Annotated in this window: 20 protein-coding genes; 18 read left to right on the top strand and 2 right to left on the bottom strand. The window is 49.8% G+C overall.

The features are described from left to right. The first annotated feature begins 221 nt into the window (after positions 1-221). The 3 genes from AB4875_RS12280 (at position 222) to AB4875_RS12270 (ending at position 1,646) form a co-directional block, all read left to right on the top strand. A complete protein-coding gene (locus AB4875_RS12280) occupies positions 222-662 on the top strand; it encodes a YeeE/YedE family protein (protein WP_368376349.1) in 441 nt (146 codons plus the stop codon). Then, positions 659-1,069: a DUF6691 family protein gene (locus AB4875_RS12275; protein WP_368376348.1), complete on the top strand. Its 411-nt coding sequence runs from the start codon at positions 659-661 to the stop codon at positions 1,067-1,069. Before AB4875_RS12280 ends, AB4875_RS12275 begins: the two co-directional genes overlap by 4 nt. Positions 1,070-1,172: 103 nt before the next feature. Beyond that, positions 1,173-1,646: a DUF2505 domain-containing protein gene (locus tag AB4875_RS12270; RefSeq protein ID WP_368376347.1), complete on the top strand. Its 474-nt coding sequence runs from the start codon at positions 1,173-1,175 to the stop codon at positions 1,644-1,646. Positions 1,647-1,673: 27 nt separating this feature from the next. Here the strand turns inward: AB4875_RS12270 and AB4875_RS12265 are convergent, their stop codons facing one another. Further along, a complete protein-coding gene (locus tag AB4875_RS12265; RefSeq protein WP_368376346.1) occupies positions 1,674-2,645 on the bottom strand; it encodes a tRNA-dihydrouridine synthase in 972 nt (323 codons plus the stop codon). A gap of 148 nt (positions 2,646-2,793) precedes the next feature. On the opposite strand from AB4875_RS12265, the gene AB4875_RS12260 reads away from it, so the two are divergent. From AB4875_RS12260 to gspN, 15 genes are all read left to right on the top strand, one after another. Continuing rightward, on the top strand, positions 2,794-3,582 hold the full coding sequence (locus AB4875_RS12260; protein WP_368376345.1) for a hypothetical protein: 789 nt from the start codon (positions 2,794-2,796) through the stop codon (positions 3,580-3,582). Positions 3,583-3,711: 129 nt separating this feature from the next. Further along, positions 3,712-3,885, top strand: coding sequence for a rubredoxin (locus AB4875_RS12255; protein ID WP_368376344.1), 174 nt, complete (start codon positions 3,712-3,714; stop codon positions 3,883-3,885). Positions 3,886-4,015: 130 nt separating this feature from the next. Beyond that, positions 4,016-4,183: a DUF3012 domain-containing protein gene (locus AB4875_RS12250; protein WP_368376343.1), complete on the top strand. Its 168-nt coding sequence runs from the start codon at positions 4,016-4,018 to the stop codon at positions 4,181-4,183. Between the two features lie 181 nt (positions 4,184-4,364). Continuing rightward, positions 4,365-5,243 (top strand): type II secretion system protein N, encoded by an 879-nt coding sequence (locus tag AB4875_RS12245; RefSeq protein ID WP_368376342.1) that lies wholly within the window; start codon positions 4,365-4,367, stop codon positions 5,241-5,243. Further along, positions 5,240-7,294 (top strand): type II secretion system secretin GspD, encoded by a 2,055-nt coding sequence (gene gspD / locus AB4875_RS12240; protein ID WP_368376341.1) that lies wholly within the window; start codon positions 5,240-5,242, stop codon positions 7,292-7,294. The genes AB4875_RS12245 and gspD overlap by 4 nt, the downstream gene beginning before the upstream one ends. A gap of 1 nt (position 7,295) precedes the next feature. Then, positions 7,296-8,777, top strand: a complete 1,482-nt coding sequence (gene gspE, locus AB4875_RS12235; RefSeq protein WP_368376340.1) for a type II secretion system ATPase GspE — start codon at positions 7,296-7,298, stop codon at positions 8,775-8,777. Next, positions 8,764-9,984: a type II secretion system inner membrane protein GspF gene (gene gspF / locus AB4875_RS12230; protein WP_368376339.1), complete on the top strand. Its 1,221-nt coding sequence runs from the start codon at positions 8,764-8,766 to the stop codon at positions 9,982-9,984. The genes gspE and gspF overlap by 14 nt, the downstream gene beginning before the upstream one ends. 14 nt (positions 9,985-9,998) lie before the next feature. Further along, the gene (gene gspG, locus AB4875_RS12225; RefSeq protein ID WP_368376338.1) at positions 9,999-10,493 is read left to right on the top strand and encodes a type II secretion system major pseudopilin GspG; all 495 of its coding nucleotides are present in this window, start codon (positions 9,999-10,001) and stop codon (positions 10,491-10,493) included. Then, on the top strand, positions 10,453-10,986 hold the full coding sequence (gene gspH, locus AB4875_RS12220; protein ID WP_368376337.1) for a type II secretion system minor pseudopilin GspH: 534 nt from the start codon (positions 10,453-10,455) through the stop codon (positions 10,984-10,986). The genes gspG and gspH overlap by 41 nt, the downstream gene beginning before the upstream one ends. Then, positions 10,986-11,378, top strand: coding sequence for a type II secretion system minor pseudopilin GspI (gene gspI / locus AB4875_RS12215; protein ID WP_368376336.1), 393 nt, complete (start codon positions 10,986-10,988; stop codon positions 11,376-11,378). Before gspH ends, gspI begins: the two co-directional genes overlap by 1 nt. Further along, positions 11,375-12,001 (top strand): type II secretion system minor pseudopilin GspJ, encoded by a 627-nt coding sequence (gene gspJ, locus AB4875_RS12210; protein WP_368376335.1) that lies wholly within the window; start codon positions 11,375-11,377, stop codon positions 11,999-12,001. The genes gspI and gspJ overlap by 4 nt, the downstream gene beginning before the upstream one ends. Beyond that, entirely contained in the window at positions 11,998-12,981 is a 984-nt protein-coding gene (gspK, locus tag AB4875_RS12205) for a type II secretion system minor pseudopilin GspK (RefSeq protein WP_368376334.1), read from the top strand. Before gspJ ends, gspK begins: the two co-directional genes overlap by 4 nt. Beyond that, on the top strand, positions 12,978-14,174 hold the full coding sequence (gene gspL / locus AB4875_RS12200) for a type II secretion system protein GspL (protein ID WP_368376333.1): 1,197 nt from the start codon (positions 12,978-12,980) through the stop codon (positions 14,172-14,174). Before gspK ends, gspL begins: the two co-directional genes overlap by 4 nt. After that, the gene (locus AB4875_RS12195) at positions 14,171-14,653 is read left to right on the top strand and encodes a type II secretion system protein M (protein WP_368376332.1); all 483 of its coding nucleotides are present in this window, start codon (positions 14,171-14,173) and stop codon (positions 14,651-14,653) included. The genes gspL and AB4875_RS12195 overlap by 4 nt, the downstream gene beginning before the upstream one ends. Then, complete coding sequence (gene gspN / locus AB4875_RS12190) at positions 14,650-15,372, top strand: type II secretion system protein N (protein ID WP_368376331.1); 723 nt, start codon at positions 14,650-14,652, stop codon at positions 15,370-15,372. Before AB4875_RS12195 ends, gspN begins: the two co-directional genes overlap by 4 nt. Before the next feature lie 66 nt (positions 15,373-15,438). Here gspN and AB4875_RS12185 read toward each other — a convergent pair whose 3' ends face one another. Further along, entirely contained in the window at positions 15,439-16,560 is a 1,122-nt protein-coding gene (locus AB4875_RS12185; RefSeq protein ID WP_368376330.1) for an acyl-CoA dehydrogenase family protein, read from the bottom strand. Positions 16,561-16,616: the final 56 nt, after the last annotated feature.

Below are 16,616 nucleotides of genomic sequence, written 5' to 3'. Positions count from 1 at the left end.
GCTGCACGGCGCGCCCCAATACGGGGTTTCTTATTATGTTTAGCGGCCTTCGTCGTTGCACGCAGATTTTCTTCCCTAGCTTTATAGTCTTATATAGTAATATCTTAAGCCACTAGCAAATATGCCCACAGAGGTGTATTTGCTAGTGGCTTAAATTTATTATCGTTGTAGGTACTTGCTTATGAAGAGTGCGTTTTTTAAAGGTTGAGGGTGTATTTACTATGCTATTAGAAACTGCTTTTACACCTATAAGCGCGATTGCAGGTGGCGCCTTAATCGGGCTTTCAGCGCTTGTGCTGATGTGGTCTGTCGGTAGGGTTGCGGGGATATCCGGTATTGTTGCTGGTGCGATGATGGAGCGGGGCGACGAGCGCCATTGGCGGCTGATCTTTCTTGCCGGCTTGTTCGGCGGTGCATTTATAGCGTCATTGGTAACCGGAGCCTTGGATGACGTTGTCAGTGTTGCAAGTTCTCCGGTATTAATACTGGCTGGATTACTAGTCGGCGTCGGCGCACGCATGGGTGGGGGCTGCACTTCTGGCCACGGTGTTTGCGGGATTTCACGTTTCTCGCAGCGTTCGCTAGTGGCGACGATTGTGTTTATGGCCAGTGGCGCCGCAACTGTTTTCGTTATTCGCCATCTGTTGGGAGAGGGAGTATGAGCCGCTGGTTTATTGCACTAGCTGGTGGATTATTTGGTGCCGGAATCACTATCTCTGGCATGGCAAATCCGGCTAAAGTCCAAAATTTTCTTGATGTTGCCGGTATTTGGGACCCAAGTTTGGCGCTAGTGATGGGTACCGCCTTGCTCATTGCTACACCGGGTTTCTTCATGGTGTTTAAAATGTCATCGCCTAAATATGCCGAGAAATTCTCTTTGCCTACTCGCAAGGACATTGACGGAAAATTACTTTTAGGCGCGCTGTTGTTTGGTATGGGATGGGCTTTAAGTGGCCTGTGTCCTGCACCGGCACTGGTTGCTCTGTTAACCGGAGCTTCAAGCTTCTTTATATTTTTAGCCGCGATGTTTGCGGGTATGGTGCTACACCGATTTGTATTGGAATCTTAGTTCATTGCTTATGTTCCTAGAGCGCGGCAATAGAATAGGCTAATATTTTGTGTGTGAGTGCATCGTTAACAGCGTGTAATAACAATAATGGTGAGGATGTAATATGACCGTGACATGCAAGTTTACTAATAGTGTTGATGAAGTTTGGACAGTATTATGCGATCCGGACTTTCGCGTCGAAAGAAGTATTGCGCTAGGTGAGTTAACGGCGGAATGCGACGTTGAAGAAGATGGTAAGACTGTCAAAGTACATATGGTCAGGGAGGTTGTACGAGAGCTTCCCTCTGTATTGGCAAAGATTTTTAACGCTAAACAAGTCTTAGAATTTGTAGAAAGTTGGCAGCCCGTTAAAAATGGTTGGCAAGGTACTCTGGCTATAGACGTTAAGGGCCAACCAGTGCAAATAACTGCTAATGTCTCTTTATTGGAAACCGCTGACGGTTGCGAGTACAGCGTATCGCACCGGTGTAAGGCTAAGATCCCGCTAATCGGCGGAAAAGTAGAAAAATTTATTCTGTCTCAAACAGATTCTGGTGCCGTCGATGAGCTGGACTATCTCAAGACGAAGTTCGCTTAGGTTTGGTATTTTCACGCTGTTGTTGATTTAGGCTGCGACTGTCAATTGATAGTCGCGGTGCTCTTGCAGCGCCGCACTGATGTCGGCTGGGGTTTTTAGGCGCTTGATATTCTCGAATAGCTGCTGAGCTTCGGGATACTCTCTGCGCAAATATCCCAGCCACTGCTTTATTGGGCCGCCCACGTGGCGCGGGGCGCAGTTTGCTACGCTGTCGTTAAATAGCGCCTCCAGCAATATCAAAATGTATGGCCATTGCTGGCGATGATATTCCTTACCTGACGAAAGAGATTTTATTTCTAGGGCAAGGTCGGGTCTAGCCAGTAGGCCGCGACCTAGCATGACGTCACTGCAGGCGCTCTGCTGTCGGCATGACTGGAAATCTGCCGGGCTCCAAACTTCACCGTTTGCGATAATCGGAATCGTCGTGAATTGATGCACTTTCGCGAGTTGATGCCAGTGAGCGGGTGGCTTGTAACCATCTGCTTTGGTGCGAGCGTGAATGGTGAGGCCATTGGCGCCCGCCTCAGTAATCGCACTTACAACATCAATCAATTTGCTGTCATCATTAAAACCGAGTCTAATTTTAGCTGTCACAGGTATGTAGGCAGGCACGGCACTGCGCATCGATTTGATGATCTGGTAAAGTAGCTCTGGTTCGTCCAGTAGCACCGAGCCACCGCGATGACGGTTCACGCACTTTGCAGGGCAGCCGAAGTTGGTGTCGATACCGAGTGCGCCCAAACTTGCTGCCCGCGCGGCGTTTTCAGCCATGGGGCCGGGCTCGCCGCCCAGTAGTTGGATATAAACAGGGGTTCCCGACGGTGTTTTGCAGCCGTGCTCAAGCTCTGGACACAGGCGATGAAAAACTCTTGCCGGCAGCAACTGGTCGGTTATTCGCACGAATTCAGTAATGCAGCGATCAATGCCACCTATCGCTGTTAAGAGGGCGCGCATACGGGCGTTTACTACGCCTTCCATAGGCGCGAGATGTATTTGCATAAAAGAGATCAGTGAGTAAAAAGGTCATTGTAGCGCAGCTCACGCTGTGAGATTAAATAAACTGTTAATTGAGCATAGTTACCCGCGATGATGTGTATAAAACGAATATATGAAATATTGCTTAGGACTTTGAGTATGGGCTCGGCTAATGTTTAGCGCCTTTCGTGGTGCGATTTTTGCTTTTGTGAGCGGGGTCGCGCTGATCTCTGTAGCGTCGCAATTTCCGGGGATGCGGGCAGCGTCTGAAGAGGCCCGTATTTTCAATGCTGAAAATGCCGATTTGTTCGGTGAAGATCCGTATTTTTATACCCAGCTCAAATTGAAGGAGGTCGATGCTAGCGGCAATGGTGGCTACGCCGTCATTAGCGTGGATGGTGTTGAGCAGCAGTTGCAGGCAGGTGATGTGCTGGTGCCACCGTGTTTGTCGCTAAGCCGTGTTTTAAAAGATGCGGTTTTACTTGATCATTGTGGGAGTTATGCTTTTTTGTCGCTGCGAGAGTCCGTGGCGAGTGTGGCTGCGATGAAATTGCGAGTTTTAAGTGCAAGAGTCGGGGATTTGGTAGAGCGGGAGCCTAATGTTGTCGATTTGAGGGGCAACGTAGGTGTGCGCCGTTTGGTGTCAGACTACCGCCATCGCTTGTATGATCGGCCGCTATCCTTGCTGGGGGCGATTAACGTCGATGTAGTCAGCGGTGAGGAAGGGCGAGAATATTATATATCACCGGGGCGGGATAAATTGATTTTCCCCGCGCTTGCCTTGGAGCCCAGTGACCGTATACGGGCGCTTAATGGCGTTGATTTGTCGGGCGGCCAGTCGCTGACCGAGGTCTATGAGCGTTTAGATGATGTAAGTCATATGGCGATCACGATAGAGCGGAATCGCGAGGATTGGGTTGTTATGGTCGACTTTGAGCCAATTGAAGCCGGCATGAAGTAAAAGCCATACCATTGAATTTACTTAATATTTCGATGGTCAATTCGGTAGTATACTCTCTGCGCTTTATGGATAGTCGCTGTTCGCGCGGCAGTCTACTACGACTAACTGGTATAAAATTGGAGGCGAATTGTGAGTGAGTTAAATAAGTGGGAGTGTGTTATTTGCGGTTTTATCTATGATGAGGCTGAAGGTATGCCTGATGATGGAATTCCTGCGGGTACCTTGTGGGCTGATGTGCCTGACGACTGGGAATGTCCAGACTGTGGAATAAGTAAGTTTGATTTTGATATGGTCGCTGCTTGATATAGGCCCAAATGGGGGCGGCTCGGTAGACAAAGTTAGCCTTTTTGTTGAAAATTGCGCTGTGACTGTGCCTGATCGAGCTGCCCCTCTGTTACACTGCCCCGATAGACTAATAGCTTAGGTTGAAGTGATGAAAACAATAAAATTGTTCGGACTACTCAGTGTGGTTTACCTTATCTCGGCGTGTGCGCCAGAGATAGGTAGTGATGCCTGGTGTGCAGGCATGGATAAAAAGGCCAAGGGTGACTGGTCAGCTAATGAAGCAACGGATTATGCTAAGCACTGTGTTTTTAAATAGAAGGCTGGCAAATATATGTTTGAATCGGATCAGTATTAGTAAGGTAATACGACAATATTGTGACTACAAAACCGGGTTTTTGCCTCTGGTCACGGTTTTGGTAAGACAGATGTCATATTGTTCGTCTACTATTCGGCGCTTCGCGGCAATTTTGGGGTAAGTCTGAGACGTGGATCGTTCTGTGACATTAACAAGAGTTTTTCCTCCGCGCGTGGCTGTCGCTGCGAATGTTCTGCTGTGGGCAATATTATTAGCCGGTCTAGCGGCCTTATGTTGGCAGATATCAGCGTGGTTGCGTGATCCCGCGCTTCCCACTGCGGTTATCAGTGCCGAGAGCCCAGACCTAGGCGCGGCGCAAGCGGCTGTTGGTTCTTACGATATTCAAAGTTTGCTCGGGGTGCCTTTGTTTGGGGTGCCGCCAGTCAGCGAAGTTGCAGCGGTTGAAGCTCAGCAGGATGTTCGTCGCAGCAGCTTGAAAATCACCGTTATTGGTTTGGTCTCCGGCGCGGATGAACGTGGTGTTGCGGTGCTCCGACACGGTAGCAAGACCAAGGCCTATATCGTTGGCGAAAAAATTGAAGTCCCGGGTTCGGTGCGCTTGCTAGCTGTGCTAACTGACTACATCATTATAGAGAATAATCGTAAACGCGAGAAAATCGAACTCGATAAAAAGGCCGAACTGGCGGGCATTAGTAGCGCTGCGGCGCCTAATGTGTCCGACAGCGATACCATAAATCTTGATACCCCTGAGATTCGCCGCTTAATCGGCAATGCTAGAGATACCGTGCAAAATAGTCCCTTGATGTTGGCGCGATACTTCTCAGCAAGCCCTGTTAATGAGGGCGGCCGCCTGATTGGTTATGAAATAAAACCTGGTCGAGATAAGCGCCTGTTCGAAGAATTAGCCTTGCAGCTTGGCGATGTTGTGCTGTCTGTCAACGGCCAGTCCGTTGTGGATTTGCAGCCTCAAGAATTGTTTAAGCTCATGCAAAACACCACATCCTTTGAACTTCTGGTTCAACGTGCCGACACCATACTCACCAAAAGATTTGATATATGAAATTGTTACTACGTAAATGCTGTCTTGTATTAGGGCTTTTTGTCGCGCTGTCTGCAAGCGCGTTCGCTGAAAGCTTTGATCTTGACATGCAGAATGTTGATATTGGTGAGTTTATTAACACCGTCGCGAAACTCACCGGCAAAACCATCGTGGTAGATAGTCGTGTAAAAGGTAAAATCAGCGTTGAAAGCCACCGTAAATTAGATGCTGAGGAGTTATATCAGATCTTCCTGCTGCAACTTGGGGTAGAAGGTTATTCAGCGATTGAAGTGGGTGATGGGATCTTAAAAGTTATTCCCAACCAAGCGGCAAAAATTGAAGGCATAAGAGTGCAGTCGGACCGTTCGTCAATGGGGCGTAGTGAGTCGATTGTGACGCGTATTGCCCAATTGCAGAACGCGGATGCAGATGAATTGGTGAAGTCCTTGCGTCCATTGGTCGACAATAAGGTGGGCGTGATTACCAGTTACGCTGATTCGAATATTATTTTAATCACAGACCGGGAGTCGAATGTACGACGTCTAATGTCGATTGTGAATGCGGTTAACTCTGTCGATACCCAGCTAATGGAAACAGTGGTGCTGGAGCATTCTTCGGCGGAGGAAGTGGAGCGAATCTTAACCAAGGTGTTGTCCCAACAAACGCGTAAGCGTGGTGCTGCGAAGCCGGTAGTGGCAGCTGATCCGCGCACGAATACTCTTATTCTGTTTGGCGACGATGACGCTCGCTCGTATTTGCGACGTCTCGTGAAGGATCTAGATAGTGAAGTTAGCAACCAATCTAATATTCGTGTTCGCTATTTGAAATATGCCAAGGCGGCAGATATTGCGCCGGTTCTTAAAAGTATTAGCGACACCCTGATTAAAGGCGACGAGGCGGCTAAATCAGCGGCGGGCAATAATGGATCGTCGATGATCAATATTGAAGCCCATGATCAAACCAACTCCATCGTGATGTCCGGTAGTCCGCATATTATTGATAATCTGGAGTCGGTGATCGCCGATTTAGATATTCGCCGTGCGCAGGTATTGGTTGAAGCCATTATCATTGAAGTGTCTGATAACCGCGCTAAAGAGTTGGGTGTGCAGTGGCTGTTTAAGGGCGGATCCTCCGGGAATGTCCCTGCTGGCGGCATCAATTTCGGTGGCGGTGCCTCGGGTAGTGGCAGCGCGCCAGGTATTATCAGTCTGCTTGCTGGCGCAGAGGCTGCGGCAACGGCAGTGAGCGGCGTGAGAGGTGCGGCATTTGGCTTGGGCAAACTTAAAGATGGTGCCTTTAGTTTTGCCACCCTGCTAACCGCATTGGCCAATGATACTGAGTCGAATATCCTGTCCACACCCAGCTTATTAACACTCGATAATGAAGAGGCGTCGATTCTGGTTGGACAGGAGATTCCGGTTGTTACCGGTTCAACGGCGAGCTCGACTAATGCCAATCCTTTTCAAACCATTACGCGTCAGGAAGTTGGTATAAAGCTGCTATTTACCCCGCAAATCAATGAAGGGGATGCGGTACAACTTAATATTGAGCAAGAGGTTTCCTCGCTCAGTCCGTCCACCGGGGCGGCCGACGTTATTACCAATAAACGGACGATTAAAACTGCTGTCTTGGTCAATGACGGTGCAACGATTGTGCTTGGTGGTTTGATTGATGACCAAGTGACCGAGCAATCCGCTAAAGTGCCCTTACTTGGTGATATTCCCTTACTGGGTCGTCTGTTCCGCTCAGACAGCACCACCAAGGTGAAACGGAATTTGATGGTATTTATTCGTCCGACTATCGTGCGTGATCAGGGCACCCTGTCAGAATTGAGTGCGCGTAAATATAACTATATCCGTGCTGAGCAGTTGGTAAAGTCTGAGCAGGGAATTAACTTATTCCCCTTTAGCGACTTGGCAGTACTACCCGAGTGGACCGGAATGGATGCATCTCCGCCAGGTATTTTGCCTAGCAAGCCGGTACCACCGCCGATGACGCCCGCTGAAGATGCGGTTGAAAAGAAACAGCGTAAACTGTCGGGTGAGAATCAGCCGGCACCGGCTCCGCAATAATATGAGCCAGCTTCTGAGTTACCCCTTTGCACGCAGTAATCGCGTGTTGGTCGAAGAGACTGACAGCGGCTTCGATGTGCTGTGCTGTAAAGAAACCCCCGCTGCCGCGATAGCGGAAGTTCAGCGTGTGCTGGCTGGAGCGGTGTGCTTAAAACTCTGCGAAGAAAAAGTTCTACAAGATAAAATTAATGAAACATTTCAGCGCCAACAAGGCGATGCGATGTCGGCGATGGGCGATATCTCTAGCGAGGTCGATCTCGATCGTCTTGCAGAAGAAATTCCCGAGTCCCAAGATTTGCTCGATGCACAGGATGACGCTCCCGTTATTCGCTTGATTAACGCCTTATTTGGCGAAGCGCTGAAGCTGGATGCATCTGATATCCATATTGAGACCTACGAAAAAACCATGTCGGTGCGTTTGCGGGTTGATGGTATCTTACAGGAAGTGTTGACCCCAAGTCGGCGTTTGGCGCCGTTACTGGTATCGCGAATTAAAGTGATGTCGCGCTTAGATATTGCCGAGAAACGCGTTCCCCAAGATGGTCGTGTTTCACTGCGTATTGCGGGCCGCTCTGTAGATGTCCGGGTCTCAACAATTCCATCGAATTATGGCGAACGCGTGGTTATGCGATTGCTAGACAAACAAGCCGCGCGAATTGATATTGATCAGCTCGGAATGCCCGAGAAAACCTTGTCTGCATTAAAAGACTTGCTCCAGCAGCCCAATGGTATTCTTTTGGTTACCGGTCCTACTGGCTCAGGTAAAACCACCACGCTATACGCGGGATTAATGTCCTTGAATGACCGTCGCCGCAATATTCTGACGGTAGAAGACCCTGTTGAATATGATATCGACGGTATAGGTCAGACTCAGGTGCACACCAAGGTTGGGATGACATTTGCGCGTGGGCTTCGCGCCATCCTTCGTCAGGATCCCGACGTGGTTATGCTGGGCGAGGTGCGCGACCAAGAGACTGCAGAGATCGCTGTGCAAGCGTCACTAACGGGCCATATGGTGTTGTCGACATTACATACCAATACTGCTGTAGGCGCGGTGACTCGCTTGGTCGACATCGGTGTTGAACCGTATTTAATTGCATCGAGTTTGAAGGGGGTTTTAGCCCAACGATTAGTGCGTAAGCTGTGTGAGCACTGTCGGCATGAAATTGTTCTCGACAAAACTGAAGCGAGATTGCTAGGTGATCCGACCGTAGAGGGTCAGAAAGCATTTAACGCAGCAGGCTGTGACATGTGTCAGCACACGGGTTATAAAGGCCGTCAGGGTGTCTACGAGTTGCTGGTGGTTGATCGCGAAGTGGGTGAGCTGATTCATAATCGCGCCAGCGAACAAGATATTTTGCGCAAGGTTGGCAATCATATGCCTTCTTTGATGGATGAAGGTCGACGCCTAGTATTAGCGGGTCAAACCAGCCTAGATGAATTGCTGAGAAGTGTGCGAGAGGGCGGTGATGCCGGCCTTTGAATATCGCGCGCTTGATGCCAATGGCGCTAATAAGAAAGGTATAGTTGAGGCTGACTCCGGCCGGCAGGCGCGCCAGTTATTGCGCGACCAGCAATTATTTCCTCTAGATGTAAAACAAACACGCGAAAAAACCCGTGCCGAAAATGCGCGTCGTAGTTACGGTCGCTCGCGGGTCAATATTGCTGATCTCGCTTTATTTGTTCGCCATCTTGCCACCTTGATACAGTCTGGCATCCCGCTTGAAGAAGCCTTGGCGGCGACCGCCAAACACACTCGCAAAGCTTATTTAAAACGTGTGGTATTAGATCTGCGGGCAAGGGTGTTGGAAGGGCATTCATTAGCTGAGGGTTTGAATGAGCACCCTCAGGTATTTAATCCTGTCTTCAGAGCGCTGGTGAGTTCCGGTGAAAAGTCTGGCGACCTGGGTTTAATTCTTGATCAGCTGGCTGACTATACCGAAGACAGTCAGAAGCTACGTGGAGTTATTGTTCAGGCAGCCATGTATCCCTTGGTATTGTTATTTGTTGCGCTGTCGGTAATAGCCGCGCTGATGACTTATGTGGTGCCTAAGGTCACCGCGCAATTTGCCCACTACGACCAAGCGCTGCCAATGCTGACCCGAATCTTGATTACCCTGAGTGATGGTTTAGCGGCAAATTGGGCTTATATACTGATTATTATTGCGGCAATAGCCCTAAGTATTAAATGGTGGTTAAGTTCACCAGAACGACGCCTGCGAGCAGATAAAGCCATATTAAAGATTCCGCTTTGGGGTCTGTTGATGTTGGAGCTAGATGCCTCGCGGATGCTCAGAACCTTGTCTATTCTGATGTCCTCAGGGGTGCCGTTTTTAGAAACCTTGAAAGTGGCCTGCGACACCTTGTCGAATCAGCATTTGAAGAAAAGTATGGCAATCGTTCGCGAGCAGGTTCGGGAAGGCAAGAGTTTTAGCCGTTGTCTGCAAGAGCAGGCCGAGCTGCCGCCGTTGGCGATCTATATGATAGCTAGCGGTGAGACCAGTGGTGAAATGGAAGCCATGACGCAGCGCGCCGCAAGTAATCTTGAGCGCGAATTACAGGCGCGAGTACAGATGTTTGTGACCTTGTTCGAGCCACTTTTGATTGTGGTTTTGGGGGGCGTAGTATTATCGATTGTATTGGCGATTATGCTGCCAATATTGCAGTTGAATAATCTGACACAGTTTTAGGAGGTTTTGTCGGTATGTTGGTATCTAAATTTAAAGATAAAGATAAAGAAAAAGCGCGTCAGAGTGTCAGTGGCAAAAAAGGATTTACGACAAAGCAAGGCGGTTTCTCCTTGCTGGAAATCATGGTTGTTATTGTCATTATGGGCTTATTAGTTGCGGTAGTGGCCCCGAATGTGCTCCAAAACCAAGATCGGGCTATGGTCGAAAAAGCACGTGCAGATATTTCGGTGCTAGAGCAAGCGCTGGACATGTACAAGCTTGATAACCATGTTTACCCGACCACAGATCAAGGCTTGCAGGCTTTAGTGAAACGTCCTGAGACTGGCGCTGTACCCAAGAGCTATCGCAGTAACGGTTATATAAAACGCCTGCCAGAAGATCCATGGGGCAATCCTTATATATTCATTCAGCCTGGTGAGCATGGCGCGTTTGACTTGTATTCAACGGGCGCAGATGGAGAAGAAGGTGGTGAAGAACTGGCCAGCGACATCGTTAACTGGCAAGAATGATCGAGGCTTTTCATTACTAGAGCTGATGGTTGTTGTTTTTATCATCGGCTTACTTAGTGGCGTTGCCGCCCTCACTCTGCCGTCTAAAGACGGTGGGGCGTTACTGCAAGAACAGCGTTATAAATTGATAGGGCATCTGCGAAGCGCGCGAGCTGAGGCGGTGTTTAGTGGACGCAGTCTAGGTTTGGCATGGGAACAGCAAAGCGGGCGATTTTACGTGCTGACCGCCCAGGGTTGGGAGGGGGTTCAGCAAGGAGTTTTAGCAAAAGGGTTAAGACTTGATGAACGCGTGACTTCTTTGATTAGCGTTGCCGGTGAACCAATTAAAGATGCGACGGGTGGTGCTGACTCCGACGAACAAGATGGCAGCCCCGCAACAACGCCACAAATATTGTTTCTTGGCGACGGCCAGATTTCTCCTTTTGAATGGCGTTTGTCATCCGCGGGAGCGGAGTCTTTGCTCCTCGACGAACAGTTAACCATAGAGCGCTGATGAGTATATTGTCGATTCACAAACACCATCGTCAATCTCGTGTTCGCCGCAGCAGGGGCTTCACCTTGCTGGAAATTATGGTGGCCTTGGTTATTTTTGCCACGGCAGCGGTCGCGCTGAGTAAAAGTTTGACGGAGAGTGCCAACAGCGTCGGCGCGATAGAACAGCGCCAGTTTGCCGATTTGGTTGCCCACAATGTACTGGTTGATATTCTTCGTGACGGCTACGGTAATAGTAATAGCGGTAAAGTGACGTTAGCGGGGTTTGATTATCGCTGGCAGCGCAGTGTTCAGGAAACACCGCACCCAGATATTCGTCGTGTCGATGTGGAGGTGTATTTGAGTTCTGGCAAAGACATTCTAGCCACTCGTTCGGCGTTTCTTGGCAAATGAGCCAGCGGATGCATAGGAGCCAAGAAAAAGGTTTTACCTTAGTCGAACTACTTATTGCTGTTGGCATTATGGCCTTATTGGGTACGGTAGGCGCGTTGCTGTTAAATACCTCCTTGGAGAATCAAGCCGCCATCGAAACCAGACAGCAGGCCTTAGAGCGCGTGGCTTTAGCGCTGACAGTGTTCAGACGTGATTTAGAACAGATTACGCCGCGTATTCCCCGGGATGAACAGGGCGATGCGATGGCCGCGAATATTGTCGCGGAGCAAGTCGGAGAGGATAGCGAACTAGAATTTGTGCACGGCGGTAGACGGGTATTGCCGGGCAGGGGTTTAAGTAGCACGCTTGAGCGGGTGCGTTACGTGCGCGAAGATAAAGAACTTATAAGATACAGTGCTGCGGTTGCTGACCCAGCGGGAAGTACCACCTGGCAGCGTCAGGTATTACTCAATGACGTTAGCGACTTTGTCGTAGAGCTGTGGGACGGCAATCGTTGGTCGGTGTTTTGGCCACCCAGTACTCAGGTAAATGCCACCCAGCCAAGGTCCTTGCGGATGACGATGTCGACCGGTGTGTGGGCGGATATTCAGTTGAACGTGTTGTTACCCGAGTTATTGCAATGAATATGCCGGGCAAACAGCGCGGCGCGGCGTTAATGATGGTGCTTCTCATTGTGTCGATTATGGTGGTGCTCGCCGTTGGCTTAATTGATGGTGTGCGGTATAGCAGCCAGCGACTGTTGAATCAGCGATTGATGGACCAAGGGTATTGGTATGCACTTGGCGGCGAGCGCATTGCGGTTTTTGCGTTAGAAGATGCAGCCGATGACGCGGTGACTGCGCTAAATCAGGACTGGGCTAGAAAAGATATTGTCTTCCCGATAGAAGGCGGTTCTATTGCTGGCTTGGTGAGCGATGAACAGGCGTGCTTTAACCTGAATTCGCTATATCGGGCAGAGCCGGCAACGGGCGCTGCCGATGACGTCACCGGGGCAGAGCAGGTTTTTACTGCGCTGTTAGAAAACTTGGAGATATCGGCACAGCGGGCGGAGTTTATTATTGGTCGGACCCAGGATTGGATCGACGAGGATTTTTCTCCTGAAGGCATCTATGGCGCTGAGGATCTAAGCTATACCGCCTTGGATTATCCCTATTTGCCACCTAATAGTTTATTAGACTCAGTGAGTGAAATGGGTTTATACGCTGAATTTGAAGAAGATGAGCAGAAGCGCATAGAACCCTATGTGTGTGCGTTACCCGAAGTGAATACGGCCATTAATGTGAATACCTTAACGGCGGATAAAGCGGCCTTGCTGGCAGCGGCAATTGCCAATGTGCTGTCGGTAGAGGAAGTGAATGCAGTACTGGAAAGCAGGCCAGAAAATGGCTGGGCGGATACGGCTAGCTTTGTCACTGCACTGAACTTACCAACGGGTGAGGTCTTGCCTGCAAAACTTTTACAAGGCATTGGTGTGAAGTCACATTATTTTAAGGGTTTGGCAGATGTGTTTTACGAGCAACGTCAAATGCGTTTGTTTAGCCGAGTGGTGTTAAAAAACGGCAAGGCAGTTGTTTATGGCCGCGAGTATGGAGAAGTTTTTTGACTGCGTTATTATTAATAGATTTACCCCTGACGCCGGCGGCGCCGGTCGCTTGGTTACACTGGGATACTGATCGCTCCAGTGTGATTGCGGAAGGTGTATTGGATAATGCGAGTGAACTGGCAAGCTTGGCCGACAGGGCTGAGGGTGTGCCGTGCTATGTGTTAATTCCCGGCGAAGCGGTGAGTGCGCATCGGGTTGTACTCCCAAAAGGTGGACGAGTTGGTTTGTCAGCATTGCCTTTCCAGCTTGAAGATAAGCTCTGTGGTGATCTCGATAGCGTGCATATTGCTACCGGTACTATAAAAGCAAACCAGGCGGCTGATGTACTGGTGATCGGTCGTGATTTGGTCGCTTACTGTTTAGACGTTCTGCGCAGCAGCGGCCTGCGTGTTAAGGCCTTATTGCCAGATTATGCGGTTTTGCCTGAAAACGCAGTGGTTGTAGCTGAGCATCAAGTGGCAGCAAATTTTCACGCCCACTCAGCGGGTGTTAATACGGCTAACTTTTCGGTTTGGCAGCAATTGGCAGCAGCGGGCGAGCAAGCAGACCAGGATGTGCAGTGGTATTTTAGCAATGACTATCGCGGCGAATTGACTGAGTACGCGCCAGCTAATGCCGTTCACTGTAAAGGTCGTTTACACGCCTTTGCACGCAACTTCGCGCCGTGGCCGCTGTCTCTGCTGAGCGGGAATTATGTGCTTAAAGATGAGGGTGGCGAGGCCTTGAATCGTCTGCGCTGGCCGCTGATATTACTTGCGTGCTTGCTGCTCGTACATTGGTTTGGCTTAGCGGTGCAAACTCGCACCATGACCCTTGAAATCGAGGCCCTTGATAAAGGCATGATCGAAATTTATCAGCAGGCATTCCCCGGCGCTAGAGTCGTTAATGCGCGAAGCCAAATGCGCAGTCAGTTGAACGCCTTGGAAAATGCCGGTAGCAACGGTGCAATGATGCCTTGGTTGGATAAGGTGGCGGCGGCAAGCCGTGGTCGCAGCAATATTAGTCTGAGCCAACTTAACTATGAAAATGATCCGCCGGTGATGAAATTATTGGTGAAAGCGGCGTCTTACGAAGTTGTCGATCAGTGGCTTGCGGCGCTAAAAGCGCAAGGCCTTGATGTCAATCGTGGCGCTTTCGGGCAGGAGGGTAGTGGTATCGCAGGGCAGGTGAGTATCAGAGGAGCGGCGCAATGAAATTGATAGACCGACTTCTAGAAGGACGCAATGAACGCGAACGCCAGATCGTTATTATCGGTGGCGCCTTAGCTATTCCACTTATTATTTGGATGGTGATTTGGCAACCTTTATTGAGCGCCAACTCAGCTGCTGAGGCTCGCCTGGAACAGCGGCGTGGGTCGTATGCTTGGATGCAGCAGGCGTCATCAAAAATTCAATCTATGCGTGGGTCTGGATCTCAGTCTGCGGCCATCTCAGGTTCGCCTCAGCAGCAGATTACTGGGGCTGCAGCGGCACTCTCGGTGAATATTAATCGTATCGAGCCGCAGTCGTCAGGTCGTTACAGCGTATGGGTGGCGAGGACTGACTACAGCAGCGCGGTGCGATTTATTGAAACTTTATCGGTAGCAGGTATGACATTACATTCGGCAAATATTACTTTGTTGGATTCGCCGGGCAGTGTCTCTTTACGGGCGTCGCTGGGTGCTAGTGAATGAAGCGTAATCTATGGATCTTTATTGGGATATTGTTTTTTGTTATTTGTTTAGTAGTGGCTACGCCCGCATGGGTAGTGCGCGACGTATTAGTTAATCAGCAGCCCGCGATGGCCTTGGGCAATGTCAGTGGTAGAGTCTGGCGCGGCGAGTTAGATGTGGTCCAATATCAGGGGATAACCCTCGGCGGTATTCGTTGGACCTTAAATCCACTGGGATTTTTTAGCGGCGTTCCCTTAGCGATAGCAGTGTCTGAACCTGTTCGGGGTGACGGAGATGTCGGTATCGGTAGTGGGAATACCTTGCAGTTGCGCAACGTGAATATCGAAGGCGAGCTGGCTAGGCTTTTGAATGCTATGAATGTCCCCAGCATGGGCTTTGATGGCGGGATATCACTGTTCTTGGAGGAGGCCGAAATTAACGCGGGTGGCTGTCTTTCTGTCACGGGAACAATAAGCTTGAACGCGCTATCAGGTGATATTGATGGTGTCGGGAGCATTGCCCCGGTAACGGCCAGCTTACGCTGTGAGAATAAGCGCATTGTTTTAGATGTCGATGAAAACAATGCTGCCAAAGTTCGCGGTGTTGTGCGTATTTCTGTTAGTGGTCAAATTAATGGCCAGCTATTGCTTACTCCGGCAGCGGGCACGCCACTGTTTGCAAGCTTGACCCAATTTATGGGCCGGCCTGCCAATGGCAAAGATTTTATACTGCGTTTGTAGTTAAAAATAAAAACGTGAATAGCCCCCTTATATTTCTAAGAGGGCTTTGCGCACGTCTCCCCTAGATCAATAGCCACATAAGCTGGCATAGCGGTCACGATGAAAGCTGCTATCTCCGAGTATTTGGGTAGCAACCCGCGACCTTTTTAGAAAGAAACCGATATCTAGTTCATCAGTAACGCCGATACCGCCGTGCATTTGTACGGCTTCGTTGGTCACTAATTCAAAGACATCGTTTAGGCTTGCTTTGGCAAGACTGGCCAACTGAGGCAAGTCCGCTCTTTTGTCATCAATGGCTGAGAGTGCATCAAGTACCACCGACTTTGACAGTTCTAATTCGATATACATTTTCGCGGCGCGGTGCTGCAGCGCCTGAAAGCTACCAATTTTTACACCGAACTGATCGCGCTCTTTCAAGTAAGCGACAGTGCGCTCAAAACACTCCTTGGCGGCGCCTAACATTTCTGCAGCTAGGCAAATACGACCATAGTCCATTGCGGTGTTAAGAATGTTTTGGCCTTGTACGGCGTCGCCAATTAGGGATGACTTATTTACGCGTACTTGCTTGAACTCAATAGTGGCGGTATTGCGGCTGTCGATTAAATGATGGCGACGGCGATCAATGCCACTGGCACTGGCATCGACAATAAACAATCCGATTCCCGACTCCATAGTGGTGGCAACAATAAGTTGATCGGCGCTGTGGCCGTCTAGCACAAAGACCTTTTTACCTTGAATAATAAAGTCGTCGCCATCCGCGACTGCGGTGGTCGCAAAGCCCGTTGTCTGATGATGCGGTTTTTCTTCTAATGCCAGCGCCAAGCTGATCTCGCCAGCGGCTATGCCCGGCAATAACGCAGATTTTTGTTCTTCGCTACCGCCCTCGATAATAATAGTTGAGCCGAGCACAACGGTTGAGAATAGGGGAGAGGCTGCTAGAGTGCGGCCACTCTCTTCTATAACTGCGCCCAGCCCCATATAGCCAAAATCCAAGCCGTCATAGGCTTCCGGTAACACCATGCTGGCCCAGCCAAGCTCAACCATCTGCTGCCAGTGTTCGCGCTTGTATCCCAGCGCATCTTTTTGATCGCGTAAGGTGCGCAGCGCTGATACCGGCATTACTCGGCTTATAAAATCTTTGGCGGTATCTTTGAGCAACCTTTGCTCTTCGTTTAGTACCAGTGTCATATTCCGCTCTCCGGTGTGTTCACGGTGTCGATGAATTAGCGTGCCTGCGTTTGTGT

This window comes from Zhongshania sp. R06B22, assembly GCF_040892595.1.
GTDB classification, from domain to species: Bacteria; Pseudomonadota; Gammaproteobacteria; order Pseudomonadales; family Spongiibacteraceae; genus Spongiibacter; species Spongiibacter arctica.
This window is presented reverse-complemented; position numbering and strand designations above follow the sequence as displayed.

Excerpts from the sequence above, each read along its gene's own strand:
- AB4875_RS12280 (WP_368376349.1), top strand. The coding sequence starts at position 222 with ATGCTATTAGAAACTGCTTTTACACCTATAAGCGCGATTGCAGGTGGC.
- AB4875_RS12275 (WP_368376348.1), top strand. The coding sequence starts at position 659 with ATGAGCCGCTGGTTTATTGCACTAGCTGGTGGATTATTTGGTGCCGGA.
- AB4875_RS12270 (WP_368376347.1), top strand. The coding sequence starts at position 1,173 with ATGACCGTGACATGCAAGTTTACTAATAGTGTTGATGAAGTTTGGACA.
- AB4875_RS12265 (WP_368376346.1), bottom strand. The coding sequence starts at position 2,645 with ATGCAAATACATCTCGCGCCTATGGAAGGCGTAGTAAACGCCCGTATG.
- AB4875_RS12260 (WP_368376345.1), top strand. The coding sequence starts at position 2,794 with ATGTTTAGCGCCTTTCGTGGTGCGATTTTTGCTTTTGTGAGCGGGGTC.
- AB4875_RS12250 (WP_368376343.1), top strand. The coding sequence starts at position 4,016 with ATGAAAACAATAAAATTGTTCGGACTACTCAGTGTGGTTTACCTTATC.
- gspD (WP_368376341.1), top strand. The coding sequence starts at position 5,240 with ATGAAATTGTTACTACGTAAATGCTGTCTTGTATTAGGGCTTTTTGTC.
- gspE (WP_368376340.1), top strand. The coding sequence starts at position 7,296 with ATGAGCCAGCTTCTGAGTTACCCCTTTGCACGCAGTAATCGCGTGTTG.
- gspF (WP_368376339.1), top strand. The coding sequence starts at position 8,764 with ATGCCGGCCTTTGAATATCGCGCGCTTGATGCCAATGGCGCTAATAAG.
- gspG (WP_368376338.1), top strand. The coding sequence starts at position 9,999 with ATGTTGGTATCTAAATTTAAAGATAAAGATAAAGAAAAAGCGCGTCAG.
- gspI (WP_368376336.1), top strand. The coding sequence starts at position 10,986 with ATGAGTATATTGTCGATTCACAAACACCATCGTCAATCTCGTGTTCGC.
- gspJ (WP_368376335.1), top strand. The coding sequence starts at position 11,375 with ATGAGCCAGCGGATGCATAGGAGCCAAGAAAAAGGTTTTACCTTAGTC.
- gspK (WP_368376334.1), top strand. The coding sequence starts at position 11,998 with ATGAATATGCCGGGCAAACAGCGCGGCGCGGCGTTAATGATGGTGCTT.
- AB4875_RS12195 (WP_368376332.1), top strand. The coding sequence starts at position 14,171 with ATGAAATTGATAGACCGACTTCTAGAAGGACGCAATGAACGCGAACGC.
- gspN (WP_368376331.1), top strand. The coding sequence starts at position 14,650 with ATGAAGCGTAATCTATGGATCTTTATTGGGATATTGTTTTTTGTTATT.
- AB4875_RS12185 (WP_368376330.1), bottom strand. The coding sequence starts at position 16,560 with ATGACACTGGTACTAAACGAAGAGCAAAGGTTGCTCAAAGATACCGCC.